Source organism: Protofrankia sp. Cr1 (assembly GCF_963555865.1).
Classification (GTDB): Bacteria; Actinomycetota; Actinomycetes; order Frankiales; family Frankiaceae; genus Protofrankia.
Genome location: NZ_CAUVXO010000026.1, coordinates 1 through 16236, shown reverse-complemented (window position 1 = coordinate 16236; position 16236 = coordinate 1). Strand labels below are relative to the sequence as shown.

Below are 16236 nucleotides of genomic sequence, written 5' to 3'. Positions count from 1 at the left end.
TAAGAAGGCGTCACCCGACGTCTACGTTCGCGCGTTCCTCGAACGCGTGCAGGGTCGCCAACTTGTGCTCGCGGGCTACCCGTTCGATCTCGGCCGCCGACGCGCCGGCGGCGATGAGGCGGATCAGCTGCTCGTCCTCCAGCACCGACCGCTGCGACCGCCCCGGCACCAGGCTGAACGTCGTCCGTCGGATCACTTTCAGTCGCGACCATTCCCGCTCCACCAGCGCCCGCAGGTGCGGGTTCGGGCAGCCCCCGCACAACACCTCATGGAAAGCATGGTTGTGCTGGGTGAACCCGAGTGGGTCGAACTGCGCCAGGCTTTGCCGCATCCGCGCGTTGATGTCCCGTGCCCGTGCCCGTGCCCGTGCCCGTGCCCGCCGCCGACGCCGACCGGCTGGGCCATCCTGTCTCCTTTTGCGAGCGCTCCCGTGATTTTGACGTCCATCGTCTGGTCCCAGGAGTCCTCGGTCCTGTCCCACGGGCCGTGATCCATGATCCCGTGGTTCACGCGGCGCCCGTCGATGGCGGCGCCCGCGGGCGCGGCGGGCATCAGCCGCCACCCCCCACCGCGGGGGCCGACGCCACTGGAGCCGGCTGCGGGGTTGGCGCCGCCACCGTCGGTGATTCCTCCGCCGGTGATCTCTACGGCTGGGATGCCTCCGGCGTCGCCGCCGCTACCTCGTCACCGGCCGATGGCTCGGCTCCCTTGGCCCCGTCCAGGTCGAGCGCGAAGTAGGCCCGGCGGAGGATCTCGGGTTGGGCCAGGAGGTCCTTCGCCCGGCCCGAGTGTACGATCTTTCCGCGGCCCAGCAGGTAGGCATTGTCGCCGATGCGCAGGGCGTCCGAGGCGAACTGCTCGACCAGGAGCACCCCCATGCCGTCGTCGGCGAGGCGGCGCACCACCGGGATCAGCCGCCTGACGATGACCGGGGCGAGGCCGAGGGAGAGCTCGTCGACCAAGATCATGGTCGGGTCGCAGGCGATTGCCGTGGCCAGGACGAGCATCTGCTGCTCGCCGCCGGAGAGCAGCCCGGCCCGGACGTCGCGGCGGGCGGCGAGCTCCGGAAACAGCTCGCAGCCCCGCCGGTAGCCGTCGCCGGCGCCGACGATGGTCAGGTTCTCCTCGACGGTGAGGTCGGCGAAGATGCTGCGGCCCTGCTCAACGTGGCAGATGCCGGCGCGGGCACGGGCCAGCCGGCCGGCTCGGGTCAGCGTCCGGCCACCGAGGCTGGTCTTTCCGGCGGCGGTCCTGATCACCCCGGAGATGGCTTCCATCAGGGTCGTCTTGCCGGCGCCGTTGGGCCCGAGCAGCACGGTCACCTCGCCGGCGGGGGCAACCAGATCCACGCCGTGGACGACAGGGAACCCACCGCGGTCGACCCGCACACCCTCCAGCGTCAGCGCGGTACTCATGCGACCACCATTTCCTGTTCGCCCAGATAGGCGGCGACGACATCCGAGTGCGCCAGGACCTCGTCGACCTCGCCGGAGGCGATGACCTTGCCGAAGTCGAGGACGGTCACGGTCGAGCACGCCACCTGCACCATGGCCATGTCGTGTTCGATCAGGAGCACTCCGCAGCCGAACCGGTCGGGGATTTCGGCGATGCGGCGCGCCAGCAGCGCCGACTCCTGGGCGGGAATGCCGGCCGCGGGCTCGTCCAGCAGCAGCACGGCCGGCCGCGCAGCCAGACCGGCCGCGACGTCGACGAGGCGCCGGGTACCGACGTCGATGTCGGCGATCGTCAGGTGGGCCGGCGGGCCGGCGACGAAGTCGAGCAGCTCGGTGACCTCGTCCCGCGGTAACGTGCGGCGCGCCGCGAGCCGCAGGTACTGCTGGACGGTGAGCTCGGGGACCGCCAGGCCCTGCTGGAAGGTACGCCGGATCCCGGCACGGGCGCGCTGCGTCGCGGACAGGCCGGTGACGGGACGCCCGGCGAGCAGGATCTCGCCGTGGTGGCCGGGTAGGAAGCCGGTCACGGCGTCCACCAGCGTCGACTTCCCTGCACCGTTCGGACCGATCAGACCGGTGACGCTGTGGGGTTCGACCGCCAGGTTCACCGCGTCCAGGACGACCATGCTGCCGTAGCGGACCGTGACGTCCCGCAGCTGGAGGGCTGGAACGGCCGGTCTGGACGGGGCGGGCTCGCCATGGTGGACGCGGACGGCTATCGGGGCGGGCAGGCGCGAGCCGACCGCGCCCTGCTGTGCCGCGCCCTGCTGTGCCGCGCCCTGCTGTGCCGCCGCCTGGTACAGGGCGGTGGCCCGGCGGCGGCCCGCTCGGGCGCGCAGCGCCTCGGCCAGCCCAGAACCCTTGCGCAGCGCGTGGATGGTGCCGAGGGCGAACAGGATGCTGCCGATGTCGGCGGGCAGGTGGATGCGGCGCAGCAGCTCGGGCATCAGCGCGCCGGCCGCGCCCGCGAACATCGCACCTTCCGGGAAGCGCGCCCCGAACAGCACCGCGACCGTGAACGCGACCAGCGAGGGGAACGAGCCGAATGCCTGGTTGGCCGCGAGGCCGAGCTGGGTGATGAGCAGCGACCCGCCCAGGCCGGCGATGAACGCCGCCGCGCCGAACGCGGTCAGCTTCGCCCACGCCACCGACAGCCCCATCGCGGCGGCCGACCGCTCGCTGCGGCGGATCGCCAGCCAGCCGGCCCCGGTCGGCCGCTGGCCAAGCACAGCCAGCCCGCCGACGACCAGTAGCAGCAGCCCCCAGCACAGCCAGTAGTAGTTGCGGTCGGCGGCGAAGACACCATCCCGCGGCACGATGATCCCCTCGTCCACCCCGGGGATGCTGGACCGGTTGAGCAGCGTGTCCATTACCGACGCGCAGCCCAGCGTGACGATGGCGATGTTCACCCCGCGCAGCCGCAGCGCAGGCAGCCCGACCAGGATCCCGAACGGCACGGCCGCGAGCCCGGACAGCAGGATCAGCAGCACCACCGGCAGGTCAGGCCCGTGCATGGACAACCAGGCGGTGACCCACGCACCGATCGCGGCGAAGCTGAGCTGGCACAGCGAGATCATCCCGCCGCGGCCGGAGACCACCCCGATGCTCAGCGAGGTGAACGTGGTGATCACCGCTGAGGTGGCGATAAACAGCCAGTAGCTGGACAGCCCGAGCGGAAGCATCGTGACGGCGACGATGGCCACCGCCGCCACGATGCCTGCCCGGCGGATCGGGATGCGCTGGCCACCACCCCGGTCACCATCCCGGTCACCACCCAGGCGGTCGCGCAGGCTACCGAGCGACATCCCAGACCTCCTTTCGCTGGACCACACAGAGAACGATCACCACGACGACGAACGGGATGACGTTGCTGAACGGGGCGATGCTCTGGACGTCACCGATGAGGCCGGTCAGCACCCCGATCCCGATCCCGCCGGCCACGGTCAGCCAGAAGGACCGGAAGAGCCCGATCAGCGCCGCCGCGGTGGCCGGCAGGATGAGCAGGCTCAGGCTGGCGAACTGGCTCGTCTGCACCGGTGCGACGAGCAGTACCGCGCCGCCGGCGACGAGGCCGGACACCGCCCACACCGCCGTGGTCAGCCGCCGGACCGGGATGCCGAGCAGCTCGGCGGTGACCGGCCGGGCAGCCACCGCGCGCAGCCGGTGGCCCGTCCGCGTCCGGCCCAGGACGATGGTCAGTACCGCCGCCATCACCACCGACGCTGCCAGGGAGATGAGCGTGGCTGCGGTCAGCACGACCCCGGCGACCTTGAGCCTCACGTCCGGCAGGATGGGCGGGAAGGCCCGAGGGTCGCCGCCGAACAGTCGGCTGCCGACGGCGAGCAGCCCGACCAGGATCGCGATCGACACTCCGGCCCGGGTGGTGACGTTCGCCTCCCCGAACCAGCGGTTCATCGCCAGGCCGATGACGACCGCGATGGCCGCCCCGGCCGCGAGCCCCGCGACGGCAGCCGGCAGGTAGCCCCAGCCGTCGTCGTGCAGTTCGATCATTGCGAACGCGGCGAAGGCCCCGATGGCGGCCTGCGCCAGGTTCAGCACACCGGCCATCCGAAACGTCAGCACCAGGCAGATCCCGAGCAGCGCGTACACGCCGCCGGCAACCAGACCCGACACGCCAGCCTGGATCATGACATCATCCCTTCCGCGTTGGCCGGGGCCTACTTCGCCAGCGCCGTCTCTGGCAGCGTCTGCGGCTTGCCAACCGGGACCCACTTGCCGCCCTGCACCTGGACCATCTGGATCGACCTGTTCGGGAAGTGCCCGAACGTCCACGGCGACAGCAGCAGCGGGTTGGAGAGCGGTGTCTTCTTTTCCAACGCCGCGGCGACGGAGGCGGGGGTGATGTCGTCGCTGATCGACTTCAGCACCGAGGCGAACAGCTGCGCGGCGATGTAGCCGCCCTCTGACAGCGCCGTGACCTTGCCCCCGGCCTTCTGCACCGCGTTGCGGTATGCGACGACGGCCGGGTCGTTCGAGGTGATGGGGACGAACTCGGAGGCGGCGTAGAGGCCCTCCGCCGTCTTCCCGGCCGCCGTGATCAGACTCTCGCTGTAGCCGGTGGTCGGGGCGATCACCTTGCCTGGGAAGCCCTGCGCCTGCACGGCCTGCAGCGTCGAGACGATCTGCGGCTCGATACCGCCGTAGGCCAGCGATTTGCAGCCGGCCTGCTTCGCGTTCACCACGAAGGGGGTCGGCGGGTCGTTGGGGCCCTGGGAGTCAGCGAAGTACTTGAAGGTGACCCCGTACTTCTCGGCGATGCCGCGGATCGCGGCGTCGGTGGCGGCGAGGCCGGGGCCGGTGGTGCCGAAGTAGCACTGCTCGCTGATCCCCAGCTCCTGCTTGACGTAGATGTCCTGCAGGGCGCCGGAGATGACGGGGCCGGCGTTCACCGGCGCGAAGGTGCTCGCGGTCGTGCACTGCGGCTGCAGGCCAAGACCGATCGTGTAGACCTTGTTCCGCTGGTACATCGGGACGTTCGTGGTGCAGTCGCCGGCCGCGCTCAGCGAGGCGACGTTCGCGACGACATGCTCCTGCTCGACCAACTGCCGGCCGACCTGGGCCGCGGTGGCGGGGTCGCTGGCGTCGTCCCTGACGATGTACTCGATCTTCCGTCCGTTGATGCCGCCGTTCGCGTTGATCTCGTCGAACGCGGCCTTGGCCCCGGCCGTCGCGTCCGGGAACGGTAGCGGTCCGGTCAGCGAGGCGACCGCCCCGACCTTGATGGGACCCGTCGACCCCCCGCCGGATCCGCCCGACGAACCGCAGGCGGCCACGGTTAAGGCCGCGGCTACCGTCACGCTGACCATCGCGGCCCGCCCGCGGAGCGTTCTCTGCGTCATCTCGATGCCTCTCTCGCAATTCGAACACGAAATAAAATATTGTCTTAGGGCGAAGGTGTCCCGCCGTTGCCAGCAACCGGCGGCGCGGGAGCCGGCGTCCGCCGCCTGGAGCCCACCCGGCCCGGGTCTCGGGCGCGGGGCACAAGCTCGGGACCCTGGCCTAGTCGAAGAGGATCACGCCGCGGATGTCGCGGCCGGCGGCCATGTCGGCATATCCCTGGTTGATCTCGTCCAGCTGGGAGGTGCGGGTGATGAGCTGGTCGAGCATCAGCTCGCCGGACTCGTAGTAGCGCGGCATCCACGGGACGTCGTAGCGGGCGCTCGCCCGGCCGGAGCAGGCACCGCGGATCTCTTCTCCCACATGCTGAGGGAGAAGAGATCCAGCTTCACGTCCCGCTGGAGCAACGACGCGATGGAGGTGCGCGACATTCATTCACTCCTCCAGGGACAAGCAATATATGAGATGCTATATGATTAGCTCGATGAGAGCAAGCACACACCTGCGCGGCTTTGCGTGATCAGCGAGTAACTAGCGGTGGACCCGTTCGGCCGACAGCGGCGGGAGCACCGCCGGCATGGGGCGCGCGGCCTCGATCGCGGACTCGATCTCCCGTGTCACCGTCTGCGGTGCGGTCAGCATTGCGCTGTGCGGCTCGGGGATCTCCCGGATCCGCCAGCCGCGGCTCCTCGCCCGCTCCAGCGACAGGGCGGCGATACTGCGCCACCCGGTGCAGGCCACGTACGAGCAGTCGAGCACCTCGGGGAACAGCAGCCGCACCGGCTGGGTGAGGGTGCCGAGCGGCTGCGGCCGTAGATGGGACCTGAGCCAGGTCGAGGCCTCGGCGTGCGGTCCGACCAGGACCTCCCGGGGTGGTGGCGGGACCAGCCAGCCGTGCCCGTGTTCGGCGGCGGCCCGATGTGTTTTCGCCCGCATCAACGGGGAGAACCCGTCCAGCGCGTTCTCCCCGTTTTCCGGGACGAATCCATCAAGGTAGACAAGATTGCGGATCCGCTGCGGCATCCGGTCGTGCAGGACACCCAGAATCATGCCGGCGTAGCCGTGCCCCACCAGGACGACAGACGGGAGGTCGGCGAACGTGATCAGTTCCTCGACCTCCCGGACATGGGCGGAGAGATCGGTTGTCTTGGTCGCGAGATAGGCTCGCTCGCCCAGGCCCGTCAAGGTGGGCGCCCACACCCGGTGACCATGGCTCCGTAATGCTGCCCCAACCAGGTCCCAGCAGGAGCCGGCATGGAAGGCGCCGTGCACGAGCATCACGTCGGCCATCCCTACCGCCTTTCCTGCGTCACCGCCGAGTCCTCCGCGACGGGGCGCGAACGTCCCGCCGGGACGGCAACGGAACGATATTTACCCCGCGTCGCACAAGACAAGGCCCCGGACGGCATCAGTACGGCAGGCCGGGGGCGGCCAGCGGCGGGACGCTGGCGGCCAGCGTGCCCGCGGTGCCTGCCCGGGATGTGCAACTGTGCGGCGACTGGGCCTACGCGGACATGAACCCTGATGCCGTCCCGTCGGAGGCGACGCCATCCCCTTCGGCCGACTGGCGTTCCTGGAAGGCGCGCAGGGTAGCCAGCTTGTGTTCGCGGGCGACCCGCTCGATCTCCGCCTCCGACGCCCGCGCCTCAATCAGCCGTATCAGATGCTCGTGCTCCAGCACTGACCGCGTCGCCCGACCCGGCACAATCCCGAACGTAGTCCGCCGGATCACGTTCAACCGCGACCACTCCCGGTCCACCAACGACCCCAGATGCGGATTTGGGCAGCCGCCGCACAGCACCTGGTGGAACTCGTGGTTCAGCCGGGTGAAGCCCACCGGATCGAACTGTGCCAGGCTCTCGCGCATCCGGGCGTTGATGTCCCGTGCCCGATCCAGGTCCGCCGTCGACAGGTACGGCGCCGCCAGCGCCGTCGCCGCCCCCTCCAGCACCGCCACGACTTGCATCGTGGATGCGAACTGGCCGCTGTCTATCTTCGCAACCGCCGCGCCCACATTGCGCTGGAATGTCACGTATCCCTCGGCCTCCAGCCGGCGGACAGCTTCCCGCACGGGCACCGGAGAAACGGACAACTCGCGCGCCAGCTGATCGAACACTAGCCGATGTCCCGGCCCGTACTCGCCGGCGGTAATACGATCCTTGATCGTCTCATAGGCGGACTCCGACTTCGACCCACCGCGGCCCGTACCTACCGGCTCGATCATCACATCTCCTCGACGCCTGCGCAGGCTCCGTCCGGACCGTCCGGCAGCCTCTCGGGAGATCGCGGCCGCGCGGGCCGCGCACACCACATGCTGTATGCGCTCGGCACCGCAAAATATATAGGATCGCGTATCTGTTATCGGTCAGCTGCCGCGTCGGCTGGACCACGGTTGCTGACCGCCGCCGGGTCGCCGGACCCGCGCCCGCCGCCACGCTGTCGTCGACGATCTGCTGTACCGCCGTGCGAGGCTGGTGCGGCCGGGGACGGTCGAGGGGAGCAGGTGCCCGTTCGGCTGCGAGGGCAGGGCCGCGGCCTCCAGCAGCTCGCTGGCGCTGGCCTGCAGCTCCACCGCTGTCTTGCCGACGATACCGCCGGTCTCCCGGATGATCCAACGGGCCAGCTCGTCGTGGTGCTGCTCGATAAGACCCGCGGCCCGGCGAAGGACGGCGGCGCGTTCGGTCACGTCCAGCGTCGCTGGGGCGTCGACCCACTCGCCCAGGTAGATCCGGCCCTTCCAGCGTTCCTCGGCGAGGAACGGGGTTTGTTGCGTCCGCTCGGGTGCCTGGGTGCTCATGGTGTCACATCCCTCAAGGCGGGGGGCGGACGTGGAGGTCAGGAACGGAAAATATACGATAAAATTGATTATGTTGGTCTCGCAATGGAGTGACGAGGGCCTGAAATGACATGGGTGAACGGAACCGCCGCCGGCACCGAGGACGGGCCGGGCTCGCCGGCCGACGCCTACGGCCACCACCTGGTGGGCCTGCGGACCATCGAAGCTCAGCCGGGGCGGGCCGTGGTGGCGCTGGACGTCAGCTCCTGCCACCTCAACCACGTCGGGATCGCCCACGGTGGCGCGATTTTCTCGCTTGCCGACCAGGCGGTGGCGCTGGCGGCCAACCTGCACGGGGAGATCGCCGTGGTGAGCAACGCGACGATCCACCTCCTGCGGCCGGCACGAGCCGGCGACCGCCTGGTGGCCACGGCAGAGGAGGACCGGCGCGGGACGACCCTTTCCCTCTACACCGTCCGGGTCACCCGCGGGTCCGAGCTGGTCGCCCTCGTCACGGGCCAGACGGCGACGGTCGGCTCGGCTCGGCGGCGCGGTTGAGCCGCTGGCGCCGCGCCGCCGGCGCTCGCGGCAGCAGTACTCGCACCCCCACCCGAAGGGTTCCGGCGGGCGGGGGACCGAGAGCCGTCCCCGCCCGCCGGCCTCGACAGGCTTAGCTGGCGACCTCAACGAGGCCGTTCCTCAGCGCGGCCGCGCCTCCGTCGACCGCCGATTCGAACGCATAGGCCTGACGATCGCCGCGCCCGCCGGCATCCCACACGGTGGTGGTGAGCACCTCGCTGGGCTGGACGATCCGGCTGAAACGCACCGCCAACCGCTTCAGCCGGGTCGGATCGTCACCGCAGGTGTGCCGGATCAGGCCGCGGGTGGCGAAGGCGAGCGTGCACAGCCCGTGGTTGATGATGCCGGGGAGGCCGGCCCGCCGGGCGAACTCGTCGTCAGTGTGGATGGGCATGAAGTCGCCGGAGGCATGGGCGTAGCGGGTGGGCGTGTCCGGCTCGAAGGTCCGGTCGAAGACGGCGACCGGCGGCGCCTGCAGCAGTGCCGCGGGCACGTCGAACTCCGGCTTGTCGCCGCCCACCTGTTTGGAGGTGTGCGCTTTCCGCATGATCACCGTGACGAACTGCTCGACGACGAGCTCGCCGTCGGGAGTGTGCGTCACCCCCTTGACGGTGATCGTGACGCCGGCTCCGACCGGGCGGAAGCCGACGCCGAACGCCCGCGAGATCAGGCGCATCCCGGGCTCGATCGGGCGGTGGAACCGGAAGTCCTGCTCACCATGCAGGCCGGACATGCGGACCTCGTCGTTGGGGATCACCCGCTGGGCGATGGGGTCGCATACCTTCATCGCCGGCACCGCCGCGAAGACCGGCGGGGCCAGGTCACCGGAGCGGTGCCTGGGGTGGTCGTCGCCCGTCGCCAGGGCGTAGCGGACCAGGCTCTCCCGCTCGACGACGAACTCCTTCTCCTCGCCCCACCGGCCGATCGGCTCGGCATTGAAGTCGGGGGATGTGGCGGTCGCAGTAGCCATGCTTCTCCTCGGACTCGCGATGCCCACGGTGCCCGATGGACATCATTGACGACATCAAATATTATACGATGCCTGAGCTAGATCGCTCTGCCCGTCTGGGGATGGAGGATGGTGCCCGTGAGCGTTGCGACCCAGCAGCGCCTCCTGCTCGGTCAGGAGCACGCCCGCTCGGTCCGGGAGTCGTACCTGAAGCTCGCCGGTAGCGCGGCGTTCCCTGGGAGCAGAACCGGGTTCTGGGCCGCCAGGGCCAGCTGGGGCGCGGGGTCTCCGATCGGTCCGGCGGCCAGAGCTCGGACGGGCACGGCGTCGACCCCGTGTTTGCCGGCATCGCCGTCGAGGAGCTCGCCCACGCGAACTTCTCCCTGAGCATGATCGTCTTCCCGAGCATCATGAACGGTCGTCTGCTGGACGGGCTCTGATCGGTTTGACCGCGATCGGAGCGGCACAGCGGGCGCTCGACATCACCATCGAGTTCGTCCGGGAACGCCAGGGCTCGGCGGATCGCGCGCTTCCAAGGAGCGTCGTTCCCGATCGCCGAACATGACGCCCGGCTGGAGGCTGCGAGACGGTTGGCCTACCGCACCCGCACCGCGTCCCGCCGAACCCGCTCCGCCCGGCTCATCCGAGCGCCTGCAGACCACGAAAAATCATGTGACCGACTATTGCCGATCGTGTTTCGAGTGACTACTTTCGCCGTGTCAGGCTCAGCGGCGGCCCATCTGTCCTCGCTTGCTCCTGTGAAAGGAGTCGTCTGTGGCAACCACCGTGGCGACGAGCCGCGCCTGCCCAACGGCCTGTGAAGGGCAGGCAGCCTCCCGCGTCGGCGTTCGCCTCCCTGGCCGTGTGGCTGGGCGGTTCGGAGATCTGGACGGCGGCCCGGGAAACGGCCATGACCTGGTCGATGCGTCTGGTGATCTGCATGGCCGTCGGGATCCCAGCCGGCCTGGCAGTCATCAAGTTCGACATTCTCGGTTACGTGCTGAACAGCGTGTTCCGTCTGGTCGAGTCTGTCGTGTCGCGCTGGCACCGTCTGCGGCGGTACCGCCACGACCAGCTGACCGTAGCGGTCTGGAAATGACGGGGCGGGTCGGCGGCCGATCAGCTGCCCTCCAGGTCACGGAAGTACTCCAGGGCGAGATCCGCCCACTCCTTGTGGTGGCTGAGAAACAACTCGTACGCGGACTGCCGCGGCCATTTATCGGGCAGCAGCGAGTCCGGGAGTTCGGGATCCATGCCGGGGAACTTCCGCCACTCGGTGATCATGCGGATCCATACGGCGAAGATCGCGCTGGGATTTCGGGGTTTGGCGCGCGAAAAGGTGCGGTGGAAGTCGCGATAGCGTACCCGGAGTTCGTCGAGGTCCCATGTGGCGCGCGCGACCTGCTTCGGGTCGTGCGCCCGGCACGGCTCCGCGGTGAATACCAGGCATTCGATCGGGTCCGGACCGGACTGGAGCACCCGAATGGCGGCATCCTCGTGATGCACATGCGGCGAGATCCACACGCCATTGCCGAGAGAGCCGAAACCGAGCCAGGAGAGCTGGGAGCGAATCTGATACCGCTGGTCGCGCCGTTCCTCCGGGACGCTGAGGGTGATCAGAAGCCAACGGCCGTCCCACCGTACTGGTGCGCCGAAGGCCCAGGCTCGTTCTCGCGCCTGCACCAGACGTTCTCGGGTGCTGTCGGTCACGCTCATCAGGGCCCTACGGCCGACTCGCTCGCTGGTCAGCCACCCGTCACGCGAAGCACGCGATACTGCCTGGCGGGCGGCCGAGGTGGTGGCACCCGAGGTCTCCAACGCGCGGACCAGGGTCTCCTGCCACACCTTTCTCCCGTCCCGCAAGACAGCCTCACCCAGAATGGTCAGGAGGGTGGCCCGGGTGGTGCGGCCAGCGTCCCGCTGGGAAATCGCAGCGGTGGTCATTGAGCAGACGATAGTGCCTTACGACCGACATGTGTCACATGACTGGTGATCGGCACGAATACAGGACCCATACCTGACGTGCCGGATGCCGCGCTCGGCGGCGGTACGCCGTCGACCGGGCAGCAGGTAGGAGAAGAGCACCCCTATGACCGACGACGAACTGCAGCAGCTGGTCGCCTCGCTCTCCGAGCAGGTGCAGCGGCTGGAAGACATCGAGCAGATTAAAAAGCTGCAGCGCAGCTATGTCCGGTTCCTCACCGACCACGAGTGGGAGGCCGCGTTGGACGCCTTCACCGAGAACGCGGTCGTTGACGTGCGCGACCACGGACCCCGGCGGGGACGGGAAGAGGTCGCCCGGCTCTTCGCCGGGATGCACGCTCACGATGGCCCGCGCAGCGGCTACGTTCTCAGCTCTCCTGTAGTCGAGGTGGCCGGGGACACCGCCAGCGGTTTGTGGACCTTGCACTGCCACTGGTGCGATGTCTCGGAGACGGATCCCACGGTGCGGGTCTATGGCCCCTGGTACGAGGGGCGTTATCGCTGCACGTACCGCAGGGAGGCAGGCCGGTGGAGGATTTCCCGGATGAACCTGCGGGTGGTTCTGCCCGACCGGGACCTCGAACCGGACGCGATCGAGGCACCGGCCGAGCGCGGCGAGAAGGTGATCAGCGGTGCTGACCGAAGCAGCTGACCGAACCGGCCGGCTCGGCCCGGGGGCCGATCTGAGAGCGCGGCTGGCTGATCTCTCGGTACGCCTGAAGGCGCTGCAGGACCTGGGGGAGATCGAGGCGCTGCACCGCTCCCACACCCGGGCCGTATCCGAGCGGCGGTTCGGAGAGCTCGCCGATTACTTCACCGACGACGCGGTCGCCGACATGCGCTCGCACCGGCCGGTGGCCGGCCGCGCGGCGATCGAGCGCCACTTCGCGGGTATGGCCGCGGCACCGCTGACCGGGGCCGGCTACGTCCTCAGCTCGCCAGCGGTCGAGGTGCGGGCGGACCGGGCGGTCGGCGAGTGGTCCTGGCTTCGGCTGTACTCGGAGGTCCGGCACGGCGGGAGCGCAGTACCCGAGTGGGGCCGCTGGGAAGAGGGGCGCTACCACTGCGAGTACCGGCGCACCGATGCGGGCTGGAAATTCACCTATATGCACTTCCGGGTCGTCCTGCCGGACCGGGACCCCGAGTGGTCAGACGACGAACCAACCGGCAAAGGGGCCGAGCAGTGATCATCGCGGAGCTGATACAGCGCAGTTGCAGGATCCACGCGGAGGCGACCGCCATCCGTCGGGGAGAAGCATCGTTGACCTATGCGCAGTTAGGGGAACGTTCGGCGCGTCTGGCAAACGGACTTCGCAGCCTGGGCCTTGAGCCGGGCGACCGGGTTGCCACGCTGGGGCCCAACGCGCCCACCTCGTTGGAGGAGATGACTGGCCTCGCCATCGGCGGCTATGCGCGCGTCGCCCTTCACCCGATGAATGCCGGAGACGCGCACGCCTACATGCTCGCCAACTCCGGGTCCCGCGCCCTGATCACCCACGTCGACCTCTACGAGAGGTTTGCCACCGACTTCGCCTCGGTGCCCGGTCTGGAGCACATCATCGTGCACGGCGGCGGACCGATCGACTACGAGCGGCTGCTCGCCGACGCGAGTCCCGACGACCCCGAGGTACGCGTCAGCGGCGACGACATCCTGCACCTGGCCTACTCCTCGGGCACCAGCGGGCGGCCGAAGGCATCCGTGCACACCCACCGAAGCTGGATGCACGTCACCGCCGACAACGCCGTCATGCTTCCCAGGATCACCGGCGAGGACGTGTACCTGGCCGCCGCCCCGCTCAGCCACGCCGCCTCCACCGTGCTGTACGCCCTGCTTGCCCAGGGCGCGAGTACGGTCGCGATGCCGTCCTTCGACCCCGCCGAGGCGCTGCGGCTGGTGGAGCGTCACCGGTGCTCGATGACGGTGATGGTGCCCACGATGCTCCACATGCTGGTCAGCCACCCGCACGTGGCCACCAGGGACTTGAGCAGCCTGCGGGTGCTGCTCTACGCCGGTTCGCCGATCTCGACGGCCACGGCTCGCGCCGCCCAGTTGGCCCTTGGTGACGTGCTCTTCCAGTCCTACGGTCAGAGCGAATGCCTGCCTGCCACCAGCCTCACCCCGGAGGACCACGCCCGCGCGGTCGCCGGCGACGATGAGTTGCTGCGCTCGGCCGGACGTGCCTGCCTCAACGCCTCCATCCGGATCGTCAACGAGGAGGACCGGGAACTCGGCCCCGGGGATTCCGGGGAGATCCTGGTGCATACGGAGGGACGGATGCGTGGCATCTTCGGCAATCCGGAGACAACCGCCGAGCGCATCACGCCCGACGGGTTCGTACGCACCGGTGACGTCGGCCACCTGGACGAGCGGGGCTATCTGTTCGTGACCGACCGCAAGGACGACATGATCATCTCCGGTGGGTTCAACATCTGGCCCGCCGAGATTGAGAAGGCCCTCACCGCGCACCCCGCGGTCGCCGACGCGGTGGTGGTCGGCGTCCCCCACCCGAAGTGGGGCCAGACGCCGCATGCCGTCGTCGTGCTGCGGGAGGGCCAGAAGGCAACGGCTGACGAACTCATCGGATTCTGCCGGGCCGCCATCGGTCCGATGAAGAAGCCGACCGGCGTGGTCTTCCGGGACAGTCCGGTGCCCCGAAACGCACTGGGCAAGCTCCAGCGGCGCGTGCTGCGGGACGAGTACTGGCCGTCGCACGGGCGACCGAAACCTCCTGACATACAGGGCCCGGGTGGGCACCTGATCACGTCCACCCCGTGACCCCGCGAACACCCTGCCCTCTCCGCTGGTCCCGCTCCGCGGTGGCTGCAGTGGCCGAGGCCCGCGCTCAACGTATGACAACTTCGAAGCGATCAATATTTTCCGATAGGACATCATCATGGGCCTCAGTCCTCCCGCCGCAGAATCCTTCGCGGACCCCTACGCGAGCGCTGTCGGCGCCACGGTCCTGCAGGCGGACGAAGTAGCCGTCCGCGTCACCGTGGGCCCCATGCTCGTCCGGCGCTTCACCACTGATCGTCTGGCGACGGATCGATGAGGAGTATCCGATGGTGACCAAGGTGACCGACCAGGCGGCGCGGCGGCAGGCGGCCCAGGATGTGCTAGTCGTCAAACGCCACGGCACGGTCGTCGTGCTGCTGATGCGCAACCGGCCAGTCAACTGCCTGAGCAGGCCGCTGCGCCGGGCCCTGCTGGCCGCCCTGGAGGAGGCCGAGCACGACCCTTTCACCGCGGCGGTGGTGATCTGCGGGGAAGACCGCACATTCAGTGCCGGGGCGGATCTCGCGGAGTTCGACAACGGAGAGGGGCTGGCCGAACCCAGCCTTCACCTGACGATCGCCGGCTACCTCGACGCGATGACGACACCGGTCGTCGCCGCGATCGACGGGGTCGCTCTCGGCGGGGGTCTGGAACTGGCGCTGGCCTGCCATCACCGGATCGCCACCCCGGGCGCCCGGCTCGGGCTGCCGGAGACCACCCTGGGCTTCATCCCCGGCGCCGGCGGGACTCAGCGGCTGCCCCGGGGGGTCGGGCTCGAGGCAGCGGTCAACCTGATCCTGTCCGGCCGCTCCGTCGACGGCACCCGGGCGCGGGTACTCGGCCTGACCGACCAGACGGCAACCGGGGATCTGCTGACCGCCGCACTCGACCTCGCGGCCCGGGCCGCACAGGGCGGCCCGCTGCCCAGGCTGCGAGACCGTACCGTCGCGATGCCGAACGCCGAGGCGTTTTTGGCCTACGCGGGCCGGGCCGCCCGGAAAGGACCGCTGGCCACCCCTGGCGCCGCAACTGCACTCAAGGCGCTGGCCGGCACGGCGCAGCCCTTCGACACCGGGCTCGCCACCGAACTGCGGCTTTTCCGGCAACTCGCCGGCAGCGATGAGGCGAAGACGTTTCGCTACCGCTTCCTGGCCGAGCGCAAGGCCGGCCGGGTGCCCCGCACTGCCCGTGCCGCGCCGGTCGGCTCCGCCGCAGTGATCGGCGGCGGAACCATGGGCCGTGGTATCGCGCTCACCCTACTCACCGCCGGTATCCCGGTCACCGTCGTGGAGACCGACGCCGCCCGGCTGACCACAGCCCAGCAGGGCATCCGCACAGAGGTGGAGCGCGCCGCGGCACGAGGCCGGATCACCGCCGAGGTCCGCGACCGCCGCCTGGCGTCCCTGCGCGGTACCACCGCGATCGCTGACATCGCCGAAGCCGATGTGGTCATCGAAGCCGTCTTCGAGGACATGGCCCTCAAGGAGAGGGTGTTCGCGGACCTGGACGCCGTCATGAAGCCGTCCGCCATCCTCGCGTCGAACACCTCCTCCCTCGACCTGGACCGAATCGCCGAGGCGACCGCCCGCCCCGAACGCGTTGTCGGCATGCACTTCTTCAGCCCCGCCCACATCATGCGGCTGGTCGAGATCGTCGAGGGCCGCCTGACCTCCCCGGAGGTGCTGGCCACCGCCTCGGCCCTGGCCAAACACCTCGGCAAGGTCGCGGTGATCGCCCGGGTCGGCGACGGCTTCATCGGCAATCGGATCATGGATCAGTATGTGCGCCAGGCGATGCTGTTGCTGCGCGCAGGAATCCTGCCCGAGCGCGTCGACACCGCGCTGGAGACGTGGGGCATCGC

At 69.5% G+C, this 16236-nt stretch carries 18 protein-coding genes; 7 read left to right on the top strand and 11 right to left on the bottom strand.

Features of this window, described 5'->3' with window-relative positions; all coding sequences use genetic code 11:
• Positions 1-10 precede the first annotated feature (10 nt).
• From U9980_RS04570 to U9980_RS04530, 9 genes are all read right to left on the bottom strand, one after another.
• Positions 11-481: an FCD domain-containing protein gene (locus U9980_RS04570; RefSeq protein ID WP_322766823.1), complete on the bottom strand. Its 471-nt coding sequence runs from the start codon at positions 479-481 to the stop codon at positions 11-13.
• A gap of 163 nt (positions 482-644) precedes the next feature.
• A complete protein-coding gene (locus U9980_RS04565) occupies positions 645-1415 on the bottom strand; it encodes an ABC transporter ATP-binding protein (RefSeq protein WP_322766822.1) in 771 nt (256 codons plus the stop codon).
• Entirely contained in the window at positions 1412-3259 is a 1848-nt protein-coding gene (locus U9980_RS04560; RefSeq protein ID WP_322766821.1) for an ATP-binding cassette domain-containing protein, read from the bottom strand. The genes U9980_RS04565 and U9980_RS04560 overlap by 4 nt, the downstream gene beginning before the upstream one ends.
• Positions 3246-4103: a branched-chain amino acid ABC transporter permease gene (locus U9980_RS04555; protein WP_322766820.1), complete on the bottom strand. Its 858-nt coding sequence runs from the start codon at positions 4101-4103 to the stop codon at positions 3246-3248. The genes U9980_RS04560 and U9980_RS04555 overlap by 14 nt, the downstream gene beginning before the upstream one ends.
• Before the next feature lie 29 nt (positions 4104-4132).
• Positions 4133-5314 (bottom strand): ABC transporter substrate-binding protein, encoded by a 1182-nt coding sequence (locus U9980_RS04550; protein ID WP_322766819.1) that lies wholly within the window; start codon positions 5312-5314, stop codon positions 4133-4135.
• A gap of 160 nt (positions 5315-5474) precedes the next feature.
• Complete coding sequence (locus U9980_RS04545) at positions 5475-5747, bottom strand: hypothetical protein (RefSeq protein WP_322766818.1); 273 nt, start codon at positions 5745-5747, stop codon at positions 5475-5477.
• Positions 5748-5843: 96 nt separating this feature from the next.
• The gene (locus U9980_RS04540) at positions 5844-6602 is read right to left on the bottom strand and encodes an alpha/beta hydrolase (RefSeq protein WP_322766817.1); all 759 of its coding nucleotides are present in this window, start codon (positions 6600-6602) and stop codon (positions 5844-5846) included.
• Positions 6603-6816: 214 nt separating this feature from the next.
• Positions 6817-7536: a GntR family transcriptional regulator gene (locus U9980_RS04535; protein WP_322766816.1), complete on the bottom strand. Its 720-nt coding sequence runs from the start codon at positions 7534-7536 to the stop codon at positions 6817-6819.
• A 141-nt stretch (positions 7537-7677) separates the two neighbouring features.
• Positions 7678-8109: an aldehyde dehydrogenase family protein gene (locus U9980_RS04530; protein WP_322766815.1), complete on the bottom strand. Its 432-nt coding sequence runs from the start codon at positions 8107-8109 to the stop codon at positions 7678-7680.
• Between the two features lie 105 nt (positions 8110-8214).
• Between U9980_RS04530 and U9980_RS04525 the strand changes: the two genes are divergently transcribed.
• On the top strand, positions 8215-8646 hold the full coding sequence (locus tag U9980_RS04525) for a hotdog fold thioesterase (RefSeq protein WP_322766814.1): 432 nt from the start codon (positions 8215-8217) through the stop codon (positions 8644-8646).
• Positions 8647-8758: 112 nt separating this feature from the next.
• Here the strand turns inward: U9980_RS04525 and U9980_RS04520 are convergent, their stop codons facing one another.
• Positions 8759-9637, bottom strand: coding sequence for a MaoC/PaaZ C-terminal domain-containing protein (locus U9980_RS04520; protein ID WP_322766813.1), 879 nt, complete (start codon positions 9635-9637; stop codon positions 8759-8761).
• 796 nt (positions 9638-10433) lie between these two features.
• Between U9980_RS04520 and U9980_RS04515 the strand changes: the two genes are divergently transcribed.
• Entirely contained in the window at positions 10434-10715 is a 282-nt protein-coding gene (locus U9980_RS04515) for a hypothetical protein (protein WP_322766812.1), read from the top strand.
• A gap of 20 nt (positions 10716-10735) precedes the next feature.
• On the opposite strand, the gene U9980_RS04510 is transcribed toward U9980_RS04515, so the two are convergent.
• Positions 10736-11560: a PaaX family transcriptional regulator C-terminal domain-containing protein gene (locus U9980_RS04510; RefSeq protein WP_322766811.1), complete on the bottom strand. Its 825-nt coding sequence runs from the start codon at positions 11558-11560 to the stop codon at positions 10736-10738.
• Between the two features lie 145 nt (positions 11561-11705).
• On the opposite strand from U9980_RS04510, the gene U9980_RS04505 reads away from it, so the two are divergent.
• From U9980_RS04505 to U9980_RS04485, 5 genes are all read left to right on the top strand, one after another.
• Entirely contained in the window at positions 11706-12251 is a 546-nt protein-coding gene (locus tag U9980_RS04505; RefSeq protein ID WP_322766810.1) for a nuclear transport factor 2 family protein, read from the top strand.
• On the top strand, positions 12232-12786 hold the full coding sequence (locus U9980_RS04500) for a nuclear transport factor 2 family protein (RefSeq protein ID WP_322766809.1): 555 nt from the start codon (positions 12232-12234) through the stop codon (positions 12784-12786). The genes U9980_RS04505 and U9980_RS04500 overlap by 20 nt, the downstream gene beginning before the upstream one ends.
• Positions 12744-14375: a class I adenylate-forming enzyme family protein gene (locus U9980_RS04495; RefSeq protein WP_322766808.1), complete on the top strand. Its 1632-nt coding sequence runs from the start codon at positions 12744-12746 to the stop codon at positions 14373-14375. The genes U9980_RS04500 and U9980_RS04495 overlap by 43 nt, the downstream gene beginning before the upstream one ends.
• Before the next feature lie 118 nt (positions 14376-14493).
• Positions 14494-14652: a hypothetical protein gene (locus U9980_RS04490; protein WP_322766807.1), complete on the top strand. Its 159-nt coding sequence runs from the start codon at positions 14494-14496 to the stop codon at positions 14650-14652.
• Positions 14653-14662: 10 nt separating this feature from the next.
• The coding region (locus tag U9980_RS04485; RefSeq protein WP_322766806.1) for a 3-hydroxyacyl-CoA dehydrogenase NAD-binding domain-containing protein at positions 14663-16236 on the top strand (1574 nt) is incomplete at its 3' end.

Bases quoted from the DNA above. Each gene is read 5' to 3' on its own strand.
- U9980_RS04490 (WP_322766807.1), top strand. From the start codon at position 14,494: ATGGGCCTCAGTCCTCCCGCCGCAGAATCCTTCGCGGACCCCTACGCG.
- U9980_RS04560 (WP_322766821.1), bottom strand. From the start codon at position 3,259: ATGTCGCTCGGTAGCCTGCGCGACCGCCTGGGTGGTGACCGGGATGGT.
- U9980_RS04525 (WP_322766814.1), top strand. From the start codon at position 8,215: ATGACATGGGTGAACGGAACCGCCGCCGGCACCGAGGACGGGCCGGGC.
- U9980_RS04545 (WP_322766818.1), bottom strand. From the start codon at position 5,747: ATGAATGTCGCGCACCTCCATCGCGTCGTTGCTCCAGCGGGACGTGAA.
- U9980_RS04510 (WP_322766811.1), bottom strand. From the start codon at position 11,560: ATGACCACCGCTGCGATTTCCCAGCGGGACGCTGGCCGCACCACCCGG.
- U9980_RS04530 (WP_322766815.1), bottom strand. From the start codon at position 8,109: ATGAGCACCCAGGCACCCGAGCGGACGCAACAAACCCCGTTCCTCGCC.
- U9980_RS04505 (WP_322766810.1), top strand. From the start codon at position 11,706: ATGACCGACGACGAACTGCAGCAGCTGGTCGCCTCGCTCTCCGAGCAG.
- U9980_RS04535 (WP_322766816.1), bottom strand. From the start codon at position 7,536: ATGATCGAGCCGGTAGGTACGGGCCGCGGTGGGTCGAAGTCGGAGTCC.
- U9980_RS04550 (WP_322766819.1), bottom strand. From the start codon at position 5,314: ATGACGCAGAGAACGCTCCGCGGGCGGGCCGCGATGGTCAGCGTGACG.
- U9980_RS04540 (WP_322766817.1), bottom strand. From the start codon at position 6,602: ATGGCCGACGTGATGCTCGTGCACGGCGCCTTCCATGCCGGCTCCTGC.
- U9980_RS04555 (WP_322766820.1), bottom strand. From the start codon at position 4,103: ATGATCCAGGCTGGCGTGTCGGGTCTGGTTGCCGGCGGCGTGTACGCG.
- U9980_RS04520 (WP_322766813.1), bottom strand. From the start codon at position 9,637: ATGGCTACTGCGACCGCCACATCCCCCGACTTCAATGCCGAGCCGATC.
- U9980_RS04565 (WP_322766822.1), bottom strand. From the start codon at position 1,415: ATGAGTACCGCGCTGACGCTGGAGGGTGTGCGGGTCGACCGCGGTGGG.